Origin of the sequence: Klebsiella sp. CB_Kp196 (genome assembly GCF_040061575.1) — a bacterium.
GTDB lineage: Bacteria > Pseudomonadota > Gammaproteobacteria > Enterobacterales > Enterobacteriaceae > Klebsiella > Klebsiella michiganensis.
On the sequence record NZ_JBEAFH010000010.1, the window covers coordinates 1 to 16,713 of the forward strand.

The 16,713-nt window shown below is 55.8% G+C and carries 14 protein-coding genes; 4 read left to right on the forward strand and 10 right to left on the reverse strand.

Translation table 11 applies throughout. The annotated features are described in order from the left end of the window. Nucleotides 1–150: 150 nt before the first annotated feature. The gene (gltS, locus tag ABLU87_RS04200) at nt 151–1,353 is read right to left on the reverse strand and encodes a sodium/glutamate symporter (protein ID WP_014227262.1); all 1,203 of its coding nucleotides are present in this window, start codon (nt 1,351–1,353) and stop codon (nt 151–153) included. 287 nt (nt 1,354–1,640) lie between these two features. Here gltS and ABLU87_RS04205 point away from each other — a divergent pair, with 287 nt between their 5' ends. From ABLU87_RS04205 to ABLU87_RS04220, 4 genes are all read left to right on the forward strand, one after another. Continuing rightward, nucleotides 1,641–3,032 carry a uracil-xanthine permease family protein gene (locus ABLU87_RS04205; protein WP_004855527.1) on the forward strand — a complete coding sequence of 464 codons (1,392 nt, stop codon included), beginning with the start codon at nt 1,641–1,643 and terminating at the stop codon, nt 3,030–3,032. Between the two features lie 145 nt (nt 3,033–3,177). Then, nucleotides 3,178–4,893, forward strand: a complete 1,716-nt coding sequence (locus ABLU87_RS04210) for an AsmA family protein (protein ID WP_014227263.1) — start codon at nt 3,178–3,180, stop codon at nt 4,891–4,893. A 390-nt stretch (nt 4,894–5,283) separates the two neighbouring features. Beyond that, the gene (locus ABLU87_RS04215) at nt 5,284–6,843 is read left to right on the forward strand and encodes a PTS transporter subunit EIIC (protein ID WP_004855529.1); all 1,560 of its coding nucleotides are present in this window, start codon (nt 5,284–5,286) and stop codon (nt 6,841–6,843) included. Nucleotides 6,844–6,856: 13 nt separating this feature from the next. Next, nucleotides 6,857–8,236 carry a glycoside hydrolase gene (locus tag ABLU87_RS04220; protein WP_014227265.1) on the forward strand — a complete coding sequence of 460 codons (1,380 nt, stop codon included), beginning with the start codon at nt 6,857–6,859 and terminating at the stop codon, nt 8,234–8,236. 273 nt (nt 8,237–8,509) lie between these two features. On the opposite strand, the gene ABLU87_RS04225 is transcribed toward ABLU87_RS04220, so the two are convergent. The 9 genes from ABLU87_RS04225 to ABLU87_RS04265 all read right to left on the reverse strand — a co-directional run bounded on the left by ABLU87_RS04225 (nt 8,510) and on the right by ABLU87_RS04265 (nt 16,346). After that, nucleotides 8,510–9,241: an SIS domain-containing protein gene (locus tag ABLU87_RS04225; protein WP_014227266.1), complete on the reverse strand. Its 732-nt coding sequence runs from the start codon at nt 9,239–9,241 to the stop codon at nt 8,510–8,512. A 159-nt stretch (nt 9,242–9,400) separates the two neighbouring features. Then, nucleotides 9,401–10,075 (reverse strand): D-lyxose/D-mannose family sugar isomerase, encoded by a 675-nt coding sequence (locus ABLU87_RS04230; RefSeq protein WP_042946119.1) that lies wholly within the window; start codon nt 10,073–10,075, stop codon nt 9,401–9,403. Continuing rightward, nucleotides 10,056–10,988: an ROK family protein gene (locus tag ABLU87_RS04235; protein WP_042946120.1), complete on the reverse strand. Its 933-nt coding sequence runs from the start codon at nt 10,986–10,988 to the stop codon at nt 10,056–10,058. Before ABLU87_RS04235 ends, ABLU87_RS04230 begins: the two co-directional genes overlap by 20 nt. A 50-nt stretch (nt 10,989–11,038) precedes the next feature. Beyond that, nucleotides 11,039–11,899, reverse strand: coding sequence for a ketose-bisphosphate aldolase (locus ABLU87_RS04240; protein ID WP_014227269.1), 861 nt, complete (start codon nt 11,897–11,899; stop codon nt 11,039–11,041). Nucleotides 11,900–11,979: 80 nt separating this feature from the next. After that, nucleotides 11,980–12,831, reverse strand: coding sequence for a class II fructose-bisphosphate aldolase (locus ABLU87_RS04245; protein WP_122116995.1), 852 nt, complete (start codon nt 12,829–12,831; stop codon nt 11,980–11,982). A gap of 11 nt (nt 12,832–12,842) precedes the next feature. Continuing rightward, nucleotides 12,843–13,934 (reverse strand): PTS fructose transporter subunit IIC, encoded by a 1,092-nt coding sequence (locus ABLU87_RS04250; RefSeq protein ID WP_014227271.1) that lies wholly within the window; start codon nt 13,932–13,934, stop codon nt 12,843–12,845. A 23-nt stretch (nt 13,935–13,957) separates the two neighbouring features. Next, on the reverse strand, nt 13,958–14,272 hold the full coding sequence (locus ABLU87_RS04255; protein WP_004126741.1) for a fructose PTS transporter subunit IIB: 315 nt from the start codon (nt 14,270–14,272) through the stop codon (nt 13,958–13,960). A 21-nt stretch (nt 14,273–14,293) separates the two neighbouring features. Next, the gene (locus ABLU87_RS04260) at nt 14,294–14,764 is read right to left on the reverse strand and encodes a fructose PTS transporter subunit IIA (RefSeq protein WP_004126743.1); all 471 of its coding nucleotides are present in this window, start codon (nt 14,762–14,764) and stop codon (nt 14,294–14,296) included. Between the two features lie 10 nt (nt 14,765–14,774). Beyond that, nucleotides 14,775–16,346, reverse strand: a complete 1,572-nt coding sequence (locus ABLU87_RS04265; RefSeq protein ID WP_042934225.1) for a transcription antiterminator — start codon at nt 16,344–16,346, stop codon at nt 14,775–14,777. Between the last annotated feature and the right edge of the window lie 367 nt (nt 16,347–16,713).

The following is a 16,713-nucleotide window of genomic DNA, read 5'->3' on the forward strand; positions in this document are numbered from 1 at the left end:
CCCGTAGCCCGGCTAAGCGCAGCGCGAGCCGGGGGGAAACCGCGTCGATGTATAAATCCCGGAGTATCCCCGGGTTGCGGCGTAAACGCCTTACCCGGGCTACAGCCCGCAGACCGCACAACCCCGTAGCGCACCGCCTCCGGGTTTTTATCAGCCAAATACCGGCAGCAGCAGATAGAGCTTAATCACCAGCGCGTTAACGATATCGATAAAGAACGCGCCCACCATCGGCACCACCAGAAACGCCATGTGCGACGGACCGAAACGGTCGGTAATCGCCTGCATGTTGGCAATCGCCGTCGGCGTCGCGCCGAGGCCGAAACCGCAGTGGCCGGCTGCCAGCACCGCGGCATCGTAGTTTTTTCCCATCATCCGGTAGGTCACAAACACCGCATACAGCGCCATAGCCACTGCCTGAACCGCCAGAATAATAATCATCGGCAGCGCCAGCGACGCCAGCTCCCACAGCTTCAGGCTCATCAGGGCCATCGCCAGGAATAGCGACAGGCTGACGTTACCCAGCACCGACACCGCGCGGTCGAACACGCGGTACAGGCCCAGCGCCGACAGGCTATTGCTCAGGATCACGCCGATAAACAGCACGCAAACGAAGGTGGGCAGTTCAAATACGGTTCCCGCCAGCAGTTGCGCAACGATCTTCCCTACCGTTAAACAGATGGCGATCAGCGCGATGCTCTCAATCAGCACCAGCGACGTGATCATGCGCCCCATATCCGGCTTTTCAAACGCGGTCGGCGCGAGCTGATCGTCCGGCGTACCGTCCGGGGAGGAAGAGTGCTTAACCAGATAGCGCGCCACCGGTCCGCCGATCAGGCCGCCCAGGACGAGGCCGAAGGTTGCGCAAGCCATGGCCACTTCGGTAGCGTTGGCAAAGCCATAGCGTTCAACAAACAATTTACTCCACGCCGCGCCGGTACCGTGGCCGCCGGAAAGGGTAATCGAACCGGCCAGCAGCCCCATCAGCGGGTCGAGGCCAAGCAGCTTCGCCATGCCGATTCCGAGCGCGTTTTGCAGCAGCAGCAGCCCCACCACCACAATCAGGAACGTCCCCAGCACTTTGCCGCCGGAGCGCAGGCTGGCGAGGTTGGCGTTCAGGCCGATAGTGGCAAAGAAAGCCAGCATCAGCGGATCTTTGAGGCTCATATCGAAATCGATTTCGATATCCATGCTTTTCTTTAATACCAGCAGCGCCAGCGCGACCAGCAGGCCGCCCGCAACGGGTTCAGGAATGGTGTATTTCTTCAGGAAAGGGACGGTTTGAACGAGTTTTCTACCCAGTAGCAACACGAGTGTTGCGGCAACGAGCGTCGATAAGGTATCGAGATGAAACATAAAAAAGAGCTCCTTATAGGCGCATGATCCATTCACACGCGACGGTATTCCCGGTGTCGATTGCTTCTCATCATGAGTAATCGGGAAGGGATTTTAAGCAGAAGTACGGAAAAAAGGACAGGAAAAGATATTTTGTAGGGATAATGATGCGATCAAGCATACAAAATGTTAATAAATTTTTGACACTTATTCCCTGCTTAAATATTTGCCGCTAAAGAGTGGCAAACGTTTGCTTTTGGTCTACAGTCCGATAAAATCCCCGCTTTGCCACCTTTGGGATTGTTGTGATGTCCGTTAACACCGCAGAATCAGAAAATGCGCAACCGGTTGCGCATAAGCAAACCAGCGAATTAATCTACCGCCTTGAAGACCGCCCGCCGCTACCGCAAACCCTGTTCGCCGCCTTCCAGCACCTGCTGGCGATGTTTGTCGCGGTCATCACTCCGGCGCTGTTAATTTGCCAGGCTCTGGGCCTTCCGGCTCAGGATACGCAACACATCATCAGCATGTCCCTGTTCGCCTCCGGCGTGGCCTCCATCATTCAAATTAAAGCCTGGGGCCCGGTGGGGTCTGGTCTGCTCTCGATTCAGGGCACCAGTTTTAACTTCGTCGCGCCGCTGATTATGGGCGGGACCGCCTTGAAAACCGGCGGCGCCGATGTTCCGACCATGATGGCCGCGCTGTTCGGCACCCTGATGCTGGCCAGCTGCACAGAGATGGTTCTCTCCCGCGTTCTGCATCTCGCCCGCCGCATTATTACCCCGCTGGTCTCCGGCGTGGTGGTGATGATTATCGGCCTGTCGCTGATTCAGGTTGGCCTGACCTCCATCGGCGGCGGCTATGCCGCCATGGCCGACCACACCTTCGGCGCGCCAAAAAACCTGCTGCTGGCAGGGATCGTGCTGGCGCTGATTATTATCCTTAACCGCCAGCGCAACCCGTACCTGCGCATCGCTTCGCTGGTTATCGCGATGGCGGCCGGCTACCTGGCGGCATGGCTACTCGATATGCTGCCGGCCAATACCGCGCCGACGGAAAGCAGCCTGATTATGGTACCCACGCCGCTGTACTACGGGTTAGGCATCGACTGGAATCTGCTGCTGCCGCTGATGCTGGTGTTTATGATTACCTCGCTGGAAACCATCGGCGATATTACCGCCACCTCTGACGTCTCCGAGCAGCCGGTTTCCGGCCCGCTATATATGAAGCGTCTGAAGGGCGGCGTGCTGGCCAACGGTCTGAACTCGTTTGTTTCGGCGGTATTCAACACCTTTCCGAACTCCTGCTTTGGCCAGAACAACGGCGTGATACAGCTGACCGGCGTCGCCAGCCGCTATGTCGGTTTCGTGGTCGCGCTGATGCTGATCGTGCTCGGCCTGTTCCCGGCGGTAAGCGGCTTCGTGCAGCATATTCCTGAGCCGGTGCTCGGCGGCGCGACGCTGGTGATGTTCGGCACTATTGCCGCCTCCGGCGTGCGTATCGTCTCCCGCGAGCCGCTGAACCGCCGCGCGATCCTGATTATCGCCCTGTCGCTGGCCGTCGGCCTCGGGGTTTCCCAGCAGCCGCTGATCCTGCAGTTCGCCCCTGACTGGCTGAAGAATCTGCTCTCCTCCGGTATCGCTGCTGGCGGCATCACGGCGATTATTCTGAATCTGATTTTCCCGCCAGAGAAAAACTGATCCTCTCTGACGCTCCGGCCACGCGATGCTGGCCGGAGCGTCAGCATCATCAACCTCACATCATCTCATTACACAATTCCTGTCTTGAGGATTGCGCATAATTCGGGCATAACAGCCTTATGTGCCTCGCTCAGGATCGAAGACCATGAAATTTCTCAGAAAGCTGATTCTCTGGCTGCTGATTGCCCTGCTGGTGGTGATTATTGCCGCTTACTTCCTGCTGCAAACCCAGTGGGGCGGGCGCCAGGCCAGCGCCTGGCTAAGCGACGGTACCGGCTGGAAGGTCTCTTTCAACAAGATGGACCATAATTTCTCCTCGCCACTGCACCTGCAGCTGCAAAACGTCACCCTCGGACGCGACGGCAAACCCGCCACGCTGGTGGCGCAAACGGTGGATATCGGGTTTAGCAGCCGCCAGTTTAGCGACCCGCTGCATGCTGACGAAATCGTCCTCAGCGACGGCACGCTGAACTTCTCCCCTTCTTCCGCGGCGCTGCCATTCGCCGCCGACCGTCTCCAGTTGCGCAATATGGCGTTCAACAGCCCGGAGAGCGACTGGGATCTGAGCGCGCAGCGCGTCACCGGCGGCGTCAGCCCGTGGGCGCCGGAAGCGGGCAACGTGCTCGGCAAGAAAACGCAGATTCAGATGAGCGCCGGGTCGATGACGCTCAACGGTATTGAAGCCAGCAACGTGCTGATTCAGGGGAATATTGATAACGGCGAAGTGTCCCTCTCGACCATTGGCGCGGACGTCGCCCGCGGTACGCTCACCGGCACGGCGAAACGCAGCGCCGACGGCGGCTGGCAGGTCGATAATTTGCGGCTCAACGAGATTCGCCTGCAAAGCGATAAATCACTCGCCGACTTTTTCGCGCCGCTGACCACCCTGCCGTCACTACAGATTGGCCGCCTTGATGTGACCGACGCCAGCCTGCAGGGGCCTGACTGGGCGATCGCCGGCCTCGATCTTAACCTGCGCAACCTCACCCTGAGCCGCGGCGACTGGCAAAGCCAGGAGGGTACGCTGTCGATGAACGCTAACGAATTTATTTACGGCTCGCTGCACTTCCTCGACCCGATCCTTAACGCCGGATTCTCGCCGCAGGGCATCGCGCTGCGCCAGTTCACCTCACGCTGGGAGGGCGGCATGGTGCGCACGTCCGGCAACTGGCTGCGCGCCGGCCATGCGCTGGTGCTGGATGACGCGGCGTTCGCCGGGCTGGAATATACGCTGCCAACCAACTGGAAGCAGCTGTGGATGGCGCCGCTGCCCGACTGGCTGCAAAGCCTGACGCTGAGAAAGTTCAGCGCCAGCCGCAACCTGATTATCGATATTGAACCGGCGTTCCCGTGGCAAATCACCGCGCTCGACGGCTACGGCGGCGAGCTGCAGCTGGTGAAAAACCGCAGCTGGGGCGTGTGGAGCGGTAGCGCGACGCTGAACGCCGCCGCCGCGACCTTTAATCGTATTGATGTCCGCCGCCCGTCGCTGAAGCTGAGCGCCAATGCCTCCACGGTGAACGTTAACGAGCTCAGCGCCTTTACCGAGCGAGGGATCCTGCAAGCCACCGCGGCGGTGTCGCAGCTCCCGCAGCGCCTGGTCAACCTGAGCCTGAACGGTCGCGGCGTGCCGCTGAATATTTTGCAGGCCTGGGGATGGCCCGCGCTGCCGGTTTCCGGCGACGGTAACCTTCAGCTGACGGCGACCGGCAGCGTGCTGGCGGATGCGCCGCTGAAGCCGACCGTCAACGGCCAGCTGAGCGCGATAAATATGGAGAAACAGCAGGTGGCGCAGGTGATGCGCAACGGGGAGGTCACCAGCACCCAGCCCCCTTCAGCGCCGGCGACAACGACTCCCTGACTTCCCCTCTCCCTCTCCCCCCACGGGAGAGGGGCCTGTTCCATTCGCGAAACCTGTTGCCATTAAGCGGCTGTTTGTACCTATTTCCCGCAACCTGTTCCTTTCAAATAGCGGACTTGCTATAACAAAAATACTGGAAGTTAAAAAAATAATTAAAGTCCCTGAACCTATACCCAAAATAATTCGAGTTGCTTAAAGGCGGCAAGGGAGTGAGTCCCCAGGAGCATAGATAACTATGTGACTGGGGTGAGCGACAAATCTGCCGGGAGCAGATTTGAACGTCGCTTGCGACGGCCCGTGAGGGCGAGGCCCTTGGATGGGCCGAGTAATCCGTAGCTAACACATAAGCAACTTGAAGTATGACGGGTATACAAAAATAAAGGAACGACCATGTCTGTAATACGTCAACGTATTCTGGAGAATATGCAAAAATTCTCCAGAGCAATGATCGGTGCAGTATTGTTCTTGCCGGTCATCGGCTTAATTTTGGCACTCAGTTCAGTCTTAACCAACCCAACATTAATTTCGGAGACCAGCTTTTTACACCAGCTCGGCCAGCTGCTCGGCGATACTTTCTGGCCTTTATTCGGCAATCTGGGATTACTTTTTTGCGTCGGCATCAGCTATGGCCTGGCAAAAGATAAAAAAACCGAAGTGGCGCTGGTGTCGGTGATGTGTTTTATCATGTTTCTTGGCGCCAACCACTCGTGGCTGGAGCATACCCACGGACTCGCGGAAAAAATTAACGGCGAATATTACGGTACCGGGCAGACTCAGCTGCTGGGGTTTGTGGTAGTCGATATGGGGGTCTTCCTCGGGATTATTCTCGGCTGCACCATCGCCTGGGTGCATAACAAAGTGTCGACGATTGAACTGCCCGGCGCGCTCTCCATGTACGGCGGAGCCAAGCTGACGCTGGTGGCGATGACCCCGGTCGTCATTTTCTACGCCATCGCCTTTACCTGGATCTGGCCGTTTATGACCCACGGCATCGCGGCGCTGACCGGCTTTATGAAAAACGCCGGCGTGGCGGGAGTCTTCGTCTACGGCTTCTTTGAAAAATTCCTCATCCCCACCGGCCTGCACCACTTCGTCTGGTCGCCGTTCCAGCTCACGCAAATCGGCGGTACGCTGAACGTCGACGGCCAGGTCGTCTCCGGCACCCAGGCGATTTTCCTCGCCTATATGCGCCACCCGGATTTAACCCCGGTGATGAACGAGGCGCTGCGTTTCTCGCAGCAGGGGATGACCACTATCTTCGGCCTGGCCGGCGCCTCGCTGGCGTTCTACCACACGGCGAAACCGGAGAAAAAAATGATGGCCAAAGCGATTCTGCTACCGGCCATTATCACCTCTATGCTCACCGGCATCACCGAGCCGATTGAGTTTACCTTCCTGTTCGTTTCGCCGCTGCTGTGGGTGATCCACGCCACGTTAACCGCGGCCTCGCAGGCGATTTGCGACATCTTTACCGTGCGTCCCTGGGGCGCTTCCGGGCTGATTGAGTTCCTGATTTACAACCTGCCGCTGCCGGTCTCCCTGACCCGCTGGCCCGGCTACGTGCTTATCGGGATTGGTCAGTTCGCCGTTTACTACGTTATCTTCCGCACGCTGGTCGTTAAGTTGAATCTTAAAACGCCGGGTCGTGAAGACGATGAAAACGTGAAGTTATATAGCAAAGCTGATTACCGAAAAAAAATGGGCGAACCGCAGTCGGTCACCAACGAAATTATTAATGGTCTGGGTGGTAAAGAGAACATTATTTCCGTCGACAACTGTTTTACCCGCCTGCGCGTCGCTATTCATAATATGGATCTGGTTGACGATACGATATTAAAAAGCACCGGCGCAAACGGCGTAGTACGAAATCGAAATGAAGTTCAGGTTATTTACGGCGTCAAAGTGGGACAGGTTCGTTCCCGGGTTGATAGCTGGCTAGCAGAAAATTAATTGGGAGTGATTTATGAAATTAACCGTATTAGGCGGGGGCGGCGTTCGCTCTGCGTTTCTGGCGAAATCTCTGGCATATAACGCGCATCGCATTGGTTTAACGGAAGTGGTCTTTCTCGACAGCTCCGCGGAGAATCTGACAATATTCGGCGAGATCGCCCGCTATGTGTTTAATGCCATTCGCCCGGATATTCATTTCAGCGTAACCAGCGACCCGGTGCCGGCGCTAAAAAATAGCCACTATGTGATAACCACCCTGCGGGTGGGCGGCGATGAGAGCCGGATCCGCGACGAGCGTATCGCCCTGGCGCACAACACGCTGGGCCAGGAGACCACCGGCGCGGGCGGTTTCGCCATGGCGATGCGTTCCATTCCGGCGATTCTTCACTACTGCCGCCTGATTGAAGAGCACGCCGCCGAAGATGCCATTCTGTTTAACTTCACCAACCCGTCAGGGCTGGTCACCGAGGCGATTATCAAATCCGGCTTTAAGCGTCGGGTGTACGGCATCTGCGATGCCCCGTCGGAGCTGATTCGCGAGCTGCCCGAGATCCTCGGCTGCGACGAGCGCGATCTCGGCGTCGAGTGCTACGGGCTGAACCACTTCTCCTGGTTTACCCATTTCACCGTGCGCGGCGAGGATGTCACCGAGCGCCTGATCGCCAGCCCGGACCTGTATCGCAAGACGGCGATGCAGTACTTTTCGCCGGAGCTGGTTCAGCTATGCGATAAGCAGCTGCTTAATGAATATCTTTACTACTACTACTATCGCGAAGTGGCTTTGAAAGCGATTCAGAATGCGCCGGAAACCCGCGGCGAGCAGATTGCGCGCATCAATCACGATATGCGCGAAGCGCTGCTGACCGTTGATGTCAAAGCCAACCCGGAAGCGGCGTTTACCATCTGGATGAAGCACTATCTGCGCCGGGAAAATAGCTATATGCAGAACGAGTCGCAGCAGGAAAAATTCCATACCCGCGAGCCGTTGACCTTAAAGCAGTTTATCGAGGAGCCGGATACCGGCGGCTACGCCGGCGTGGCGCTGGATATTCTGGAGGCGGTGAACAGCACCACCACCAAGCGCATCGTGGTATCGATGCCCAACAACGGCACGCTGGACTTCCTGCGCCCGGATGATGTGATTGAGATCAGCTGCGACCTGAGCAAAGAGGGCCTGAAGCCGGTGACGCCGAAGCATGTGCCGACGGCGCAGAAGAATATGATCGCCAGCGTGAAAGAGTATGAGCGGCTGGCGGTGGCGGCCATTCTGCAGCGCGATAAATCGCTGGCGGTACGGGCGCTGATGGCGCATCCGCTGGTCGGCTCTTATTCGCTGGCAAAAACGCTGGTTGAAGCCTATCTCGACGATAAGCAGTTCGCCGACTGGCAATAAACGCCCGGTGAAATCCCCCGGATGGCGGCTAACGCCTTATCCGGGGAATGTGCCGGGCCTGAGACATCTACTCTGTTGCATCCCGGTGGCGCTGCGCTGACCGGGCTACGGATTCACCGCCGTCTGCGGATCGGTAGCCCGGACAGGCGCGTCGCGCCGCCTCCGGGAAATGTGCCGGGCCTGAGACATCTACTCTGTTTCATCCCGGTGGCGCTGCGCTGACCGGGCTACGGGTTCATCGCCGACTGAGGGCCGGTAGCCCGGACAGGCGCCTCAGGCGCCGCCTCCGGGGATCCCCGTCTGCATAAACCACATCTTCAGCAGCCGCTCAAAGCCGAGTATGCAGTAGCCAAAAAAGGGGTTACTCCAGTAAATATCATCATCGAACTTCTGCGGATCATGGATGATAAACGCCGTATCCGCCGCCTGCGCCAGCGGGCTTTGATAATCGCCGGTAAAGCAGACCAGGTTAATCTCTTTCCCTTCCAGCGCCTTCACCCAGTTCAGCGCCGAACTGCTGCGTCCGGATTTGGAAATAATCCAGATCGAATCAAATTTGGCGGCGTTCTTCTGCTCGAGGATTTCGTAATCCGGCCACAGCGCGAGGCTGGCATTCACCCCGGTCACCAAAAATTTATTATAAATATACTGGGCGATCAGCTGCGAAAACCCGCTGCCGTGAATCAAAATGCGGTGATGTTGCAGGCTTTCCAGCAATGGCGTTATCCGCTCCACCGGCTGAATGCTCATATAATCGATGTCGTTGGTCACATCGAGTTTGGGCATAGTGATATTGAATTTAATAAAATAGACCAGCTCCAGCCAGCCGCTGAATTTCAGCTTCTTCGCCAGGCGTACCAGCGAAGAGGGATTGCTATAACAGTGCTCCGCCACGGCGCGGATCCCTTCGCGAACGCATTGCTCAGGATCGTTCTGAATAAAACGCAGCACGGTCATTTCCGTTTTGCTTAGCTTAACGTCACGAAAGATGTTTTCTAAATCCATACCGGGCTCCTCTCAGCGCTAAACTACGCTATCACCCGGCGGCGCTGGCGTCTGTGGCATCAATCACCAGAATGAAATGAACGTTACTTTTTTAGACAAAATGGAATAAAAAAACCCTCCGGTAAGGAGGGTGATGGATTCGACAACGTCTATCTCTTTTCAGCGCCCGTATTCACTGCACAATAACCATTTTTTCGGTTCATCTTCCTGAATCATCGGGAAGCGGCCGCTATCTTCCAGAAAACGGTTGTCGCGCTTATCATCGTTCACCATCGAAATTTCCCAGCCCATCACCAGCGCGTTTTCAGCCCAAAAACGGTGGTACAGCGTGGGCGGCAGGCAAACGCCCTGCCCGGGGTTAAGAACCAGGGTGTATCCCGGTTTCAGCGTGCGCTGGCGGCCATCAACCGCGACGCTCACGCTGCGCTGCATATCCAGCCGTTCATCTTCTGTCGCCCATGCCAGCTGCAGACAGAGCCGGCCGCCGCCGCGGTTCAGAATATCTTCCATTTTGTGATAATGAAAATGCCAGGGGGTTTGCTGATCCTGCTGAATCTGCAACATCTTCTCGGCGTAGGGCTTGGGATAGCGCGAATCGCCCGGCGCGCCGTTACGCAGGGTCAACAGCGTCAGTCCGGTTTCCTGAAAACGGCCGCTGCCAAAATCGGTAATATCCCAGCCAAGCTGTAGATCCCGAACTTCTCGCCACTCTTCAAACCGCTTTTTCGCCCAGATATCGGCGGTAAAGCAGGCAAACTCGGGTAAGCAAATGCGAAAGGACTCGGCGATAGCATGCGCTTTATCAATCGCGTAGTTAATCTGTGAACGTTTCATTTTCGACTCCGCTTCGGACGGCCAGCCAGGCGGCGCCGCGCATGCCGCTACTGTCACCATGTCGGGCAGGCACGATGGGGGTGGTGAAATGGTCGGTAAACACCAGCGGGGCGACATCCGCCTCCAGGTCGTTCACCAGCAGCGCCACGTTAGACAGACCGCCGCCGAGAACAATCACGCCGGGATCGATAAGATTCACCACCGTCGCCAGCGTCCGCGCCAGCTGCTGGCGAAAGCGCAGCACCTGCTCGCAGGCGGCATGCTCGCCCTCCAGCGCCCGGGCGATAATAGCCTGACTGCTGAGCGCCTGCCGGGTCATCAAACGATAGCGCGCGCTCAGCCCGGTGCCGGAAATAAAGGACTCGACGCAGTTATATTTTCCGCAGTAGCAGCGCTCGGGCGGCCCATCGTTGACCTCCTGATATCCCGGCAGCGTGATATGCCCGCACTCCGCCGCAATCCCTGACGCGCCGGGGAAAATCTGGCGATTAAGCGCAATACCGCCCCCGCATCCGGTCCCCAGCGTCATGCCAAACACCAGCGAATAATCGGCTCCTGCGCCATCGCAGGCTTCTGATAAGGCGAAACAGTTGCCATCGTTCGCCAGCACAACCGGCTGGCCCAGGCGCTGCTCAAGCTCATCCTGTAAGCGGCAGCCGTTGATGACCTGAATATTGGCATTGCGGATCTTGCCGGTCTGCGGGGAGATACTCCCCGGCAGAGCGATACCGATAGCCAAAGGCTGAGCCAGCTCATCCCCAATCGCGGTGATTAACGCCACCAGCGTCGCGATAAACTGCTGCCGGGTCTGTTTTCGCGTTTCAACGTGAAAACGCCTCCATTCATGGCCTTGTTCATCCATCACTACGGCGGCGATTTTGCTCCCGCCAATATCCAGCCCCAAATACTTCATACCGGCCTCCTTATTCATAGCGAGGCAGGTTTCCCCGCCCCGCCGGGGGATTAGTACAGGCTGGCCTTGCCGGTAGAGCCAAAGAGCTTCATTTTGTGGCGAATCACCTTCCGCGCGGCGTTAATCGGTTCCGGATAAATGACATTCGGATCCCACCATGTCTCTTTTGTCAGAATTTCGCGCACTTTCTGGAAATAGGCATATTTCATATCGCTGGAAATATTGATTTTGCCGACGCCAAGCGTAACGGATTCCGCAATTTCCGCATCCGGATTAGCCGAGCCGCCGTGCAGCACCAGCGGAATCGACAGACGCCCGGCGATATCGCGCAGAATGTGCATCTGCAGCTCCGGCTGCATCCCCTTCGGATAGATACCGTGCGCGGTGCCAATCGCTACCGCCAGCGTATCCACGCCGGTACGGGCGACAAAATCTTCCGCCTGCGCCGGGTCGGTATAGGTGACTTCTGACACGCCGCCTTCCACAGAGGTTCCGGTCTGGCCGATGGTCCCCAGCTCACCTTCGACCGACACGCCCACCGCGTGCGCCAGCTGCACCACTTCGCGGGTCAGGGCCACGTTTTCTTCATAAGGCAGCAGCGAACCATCGATCATGACCGAGGTGAAGCCACACTGAATGGCGCGCAGGACATGTTCCACCGAGGCGCCATGATCCAGATGCAGGGTGAAAGGCACGCGGCTGCGCTGGGTGATATCCCGCACGTAGCTAAAAAACGCGTCGCCAACAAAATCGTGCTCGCTGGGGTGAATGGAAATAATCGCCGGCGTATTTGTCGCTTCCGCCTCTTCCACCACGGCGCGAATAAAACAGCTATCCGCCACGTTAAATGCGCCGATAGCAAAACCATGTTCACGGGTGGGTTTAAGTAATTCGTGCATTGAAACTAACATCGTTATTCTCCAGTTTCAGGGTGTGGTAAGTCCTGCCAGGGCATACGGGCGCCGGCATGGAAGGCCTTACTGAGATTTAATCAGGCTTTGTTGATTGAGCCGGATGCGTGTAAATAGGGAACGATGGCGTCAGCGCTGGCCTGCTCCATCACCGATAGCGCATCGGCCAGCTCAATGGTGCTGTCGTGGCACAGGGTGTGCAGCAGCGCCGCTTTCCCCGCTTCAAATACCGCCGCCCCAACGTTGATTTTTGCGACCCCGAATTCCGGGCAACGTTGCAGCTGCTCGAACGGCGTACCGCTCCCGCCGTGCAGCGCCAGCGGCACGGATGACGCGCGCTGTATCTGCGCCAGGCGGTCGAAATCGAGCATCGGTTTTACGCCGGGGGCGTACATACCGTGGGCGGTTCCTACGGAGACCGCCAGCAGGTCAATCCCGGTCTGTTCGATAAAGGGAGGGACGTCCTGCGGCTGGGTCATTAAATCGGCATTGCTGGCCTGGTCGTAGCGCGGCGCATCCGCCAGGTGCCCCAGTTCGCCCTCCACGCACAGCCCAACGCTGACGGCCAGTTCAGCGACCTCTCGGGTCTGGCGGATGTTCTCCGCCAGCGCGAACGCCGAAGCATCGATCATTAACCCGCTAAATCCGGCGCGGAAAGCCTGACGTATTTTTATCGGCTCTTTGCCGTGATCGAGACTTAACGTCACGGGTACGCTCGCCTCCTCCGCCAGTACCCTGACTACCGCCGCCGCCGTCGTCGCCGGAAAGTGCGACAGATGCCCCTGATACAGGTTGAGAATAATCGGCGCGCGATGTTTTTCCGCCACGCGCACCGCCGCGCGTGCGCTTTCCAGGTTCATGCAGTTAATCGCCAGCAGGGCATACCGTTCACACCAGGCTTTGATCACCATACTTTTCATATCGGCAAACATAGGGCCTCCGTTTATTCGAGGGTAAAGGTGATTTCGTCGTCTTTGACCTTTTGGTCGTTCAGCTCATCAAACTCTTCATCGCGCTCGGTTACCGGCTTTTTCCACAGCGAGAGCATCACACCGCAAATCACGGTGCCAATCGCCAGAGAGAGGCAGAACAGCAGGGGATGCGTAAAGAGCGGCACCACAAACATCCCACCGTGCGGCACCGGACTCTCCACGCCCCAGGTCATGATCAGGCCACCGGCCACCGCTGACGCCACCACGCAGGATCCCACGACGCGCAGCAGATCGCGGGCGGCGATGGGGATCACCCCTTCGGTGATCATGCAGATCCCCATCGGGAACGCGGCCTTCAGGGCTTCGCGTTCGGCACGGGTGTATTTATGGCGGGTCAGCAGAAACGAGAGGGTGATGCCGAACGGCGGGATTATCGAACCCACAAACTTCACCGCTTCCGGGCCGTAAACGCCGCTGACCAGCAGACCATCGGCAAACAGCGACATGGTTTTATTCACCGGACCGCCGAAGTCGAAGGTCGCCATGGCGCCAAGGATGGCGCCCAGCAGGAAACGCGAGCCGCCCTGCATCGACTCCAGCATGTGAATCAGCGCGTCCTGCAGCCAGGCAATGGGCTTGCCGATCAGGGTCATCATCAGCAAACCGCTAATGATGGTGCTTAATACCGGCAGCACCATAATCGGCATCAGCCCCTGCATCGACTTCGGCAGCCGAATATAGTGTTTTAGCGCCAGTACCGTGTAGCCCACGAGGAATCCGCCCAGCATGCCGCCAATAAAACCGGTATGAATTTGCCCGCAGACAAAACCCACGATCAAACCCGGAGCGAATCCAGGACGATCGGCAATGGAGTAAGCGATAGCGGCGCAGATCAAGGGCACAATCAGCCCCATTCCCCAGCCGCCGATTTGGTTTAACATCCACGGAATGGTGCCGGTTTTCTCGCCAACGTTCGTCCCGCCAAGGACTTGTCCCAGCGCGATACAGATCCCGGCGGCGACGATCAGCGGTATCATCCATGAAATACCGGTTAATAAATGCTTCTTAATTTCCTGTGAGACGGGAATTTTATTCTCACTCATGGTAGATCCCTCCAGATTAAGGATCAGGCATTCGCTAAGGATTTTTCGACCTTTTCGATAAACTGAATCGGCGACTTAATCACGACTTCCGTTTTTACTCTGACAATCCGTTTATTTTTAAAACGCTCTTCGCCTTTAATTTTCACATCAATGGCAAGAATAACGACATCCGCAGCGTCAATATCTTCCGCCGCCAGTTCATTTTCAGTACCAATGGTTCCCTGGGTTTCGACTTTGACATTGTGGCCCAGCGCTTTCGCACCTTTAATCAGCTTCTCACGTGCAATATAAGTATGAGCAATACCTGCGGTACAGGCAGCAACACAGACAATATTCATCTCGGACTCCGCTAGTTATTGTTAGTAAATGTCCGACTCGGCATATTGGTTAAACAGATCAATAATCCTCTGCGGACTGGTTTCTTTGAGCAGTTGTTCAATAATGTCATCATCCGCCAGCGCTCCGGCGACCTGGGACAACAGGCGAATATGGGTGGTATTTTGATCTTCCAGACGAACGGCAAATAAAATAATGCAGCGTACCTGGCTGCCGTCCAGCGTTTCCCAGGCGATATCCTGCCGGGTGCGGCCAATGGCAAGGGTGGTATTAACAACGGCGGACGACTTTCCATGCGGGATCGCAATATGATTTTCAAACCCCGTTGAGCCTTCCGACTCACGCTGCCAGACATCCTGAATAAAGGTTTCTCGACAGCTTATCGCCCCGTCTTTTTGTAATAAGTCGGTTAACTCCTCGATGGCTTCCGCTTTATTCGTAGCGTGCATATCTAACAAAACGCGTTTGGTGTTTAAAATCCTGGTTATGTCCATATTCTTTACCTCATGGATATAAAACTTCATTATCTACAGCAGATATTGCCGCACGATGTAATTTGTCGGTAACGATTTTTTCCGTAACCCGCCGGATATCGGCATCATTAAAAAATGCGCTAACATAGACTACCGGCAGAGCTATTTCCGGCAGATTGATCGTCGAAATAACCAGTTCAATCTTGTCCTGCGGCTGAAGGGTATGCAGGCTGCTTGCCGAAACCACGCCGACGATGGTCCAGTCAGGAAACGCTCTTAACACTCTACTTTTCAACAGGTGAGATGTGCCGATTCCGGTAGAACAAACCAGCAGAACTCGCTTACTGGCGACCTGTCTTTCCATCGCCGCCTGGAAATGAACGGTGAGATAGCCAATCTCGTCGTCGGAAACCGCACGCTCGCCCCAGCGGCTAAAAACCTGATTGACCGCCCGCTGGGTGAGCGGCCACACGTCCGTCAGCTCGCCCTTGATATCCTCAAGCAGAGGGTTACGAATATAAATCCGAAAGTTAAGGCGGTTAATGAGCGGCTTGATATGAATGAGCAGGCCATCGTATAACGCGCGATCGGCGGTTAAATCGAGATCAATCATGGTGGAAAAAGCGCTAATCAGACGATCGGTAATTTGTCGGGCCTCATCGCTAGAATGCATATAGCGCACCATGCTGACATCATCTCGCTCTTCCACCACAACGCCAGAGGAGATGATGTACTGATAAATAAACCAGACTTCATCTTCCGGCAGCGAATGGTCAATACGGTGTTCAATTTTTCGCAGCATATTCTGGGCAACGCTAAATATCGTCTCATCAAAAATCTGCTGCCCCTGTTCACGCCGCGGTAAGGCATTCCCACGGGTAATGCGATACATCATAATGAGGATATGGGTAAAAATATTCACATAATACGGTTCGCCTAATGACCAGCACAGCTTGCGCTCCATTTCCTGTAATAATGACTGTACAAATAAAACGTCATCCTCACCAAAATAATGCACCAGCGCTTTATAGCTTCCTGAGTCCAGCCGGGAATGGATAATACAGCCGGGCTCATTATGATTAATCACCCCATTAATTAACGACGCCATCGCCTGGCGGACGCTGTTTTCGCTGCCTTCAATATGCGTCCCGCTCTGGCTACGAATCAGCGTTAAGCCGAGCGGAGCAATCCATGACTCAATAATTTTCAGATCATTAACGATAGATGCACTACTGATAAAATAACGCTCAGAGAGCTTATTAATTGATGTCTCCCGCGGAGTCTCACTTAAGAGCTGCGAAGCAATTTTCACACGCCGGGAGTTATTCATCATGACATCGCTGTCCTCCCCCTCGTTACCGAGTAATTGGTCTAATTGCAGCAGATCCGTGACATTATCAGCGATCAGCATCACGCCGGCGCCTGAGCGTTTGTCGATAGTCATTTTCCACTCAGATAACCACTGTTCTAAAAAGCGTAAATCACGCTGAACCGTTTTTTCTGAAACATTTAAATATTCAGCAATTTTCATCAGCGTAACGTATTCTCTGCGGGGCAGGAGAAATTTCAATAATCTGTTCTGTCGTGAGGTAATCATTTGCATTATTTACCCTTATTGCATACCAGATTAATGTCTGGAGGCCAGCGCGATACCACGCGAGCGCTACATAAATCATTGAGGATAAATATAAGTAGCAGAGGCGTAAACAACAATACTAAATTTTGTCCAGACATCCGGACAGAAATAAAACGAGGAGAGGGATTAAGGAATAATTATAATTCAGATCACATTTCAGGAAGAAATATACGTGATAGCGATCTCAATTCACCATAAGAATATACCCGGGAATGGTTAACCGCCTTTAGCCTGACAGCATTCCCGGAGGCGGCGCTTGACGCGCCTTGTCCGGGCTACCGGCGTGCAGACGGCTGGAAACCTGTAGCCCGACTAAGCGCAGCGCGAGCCGGGA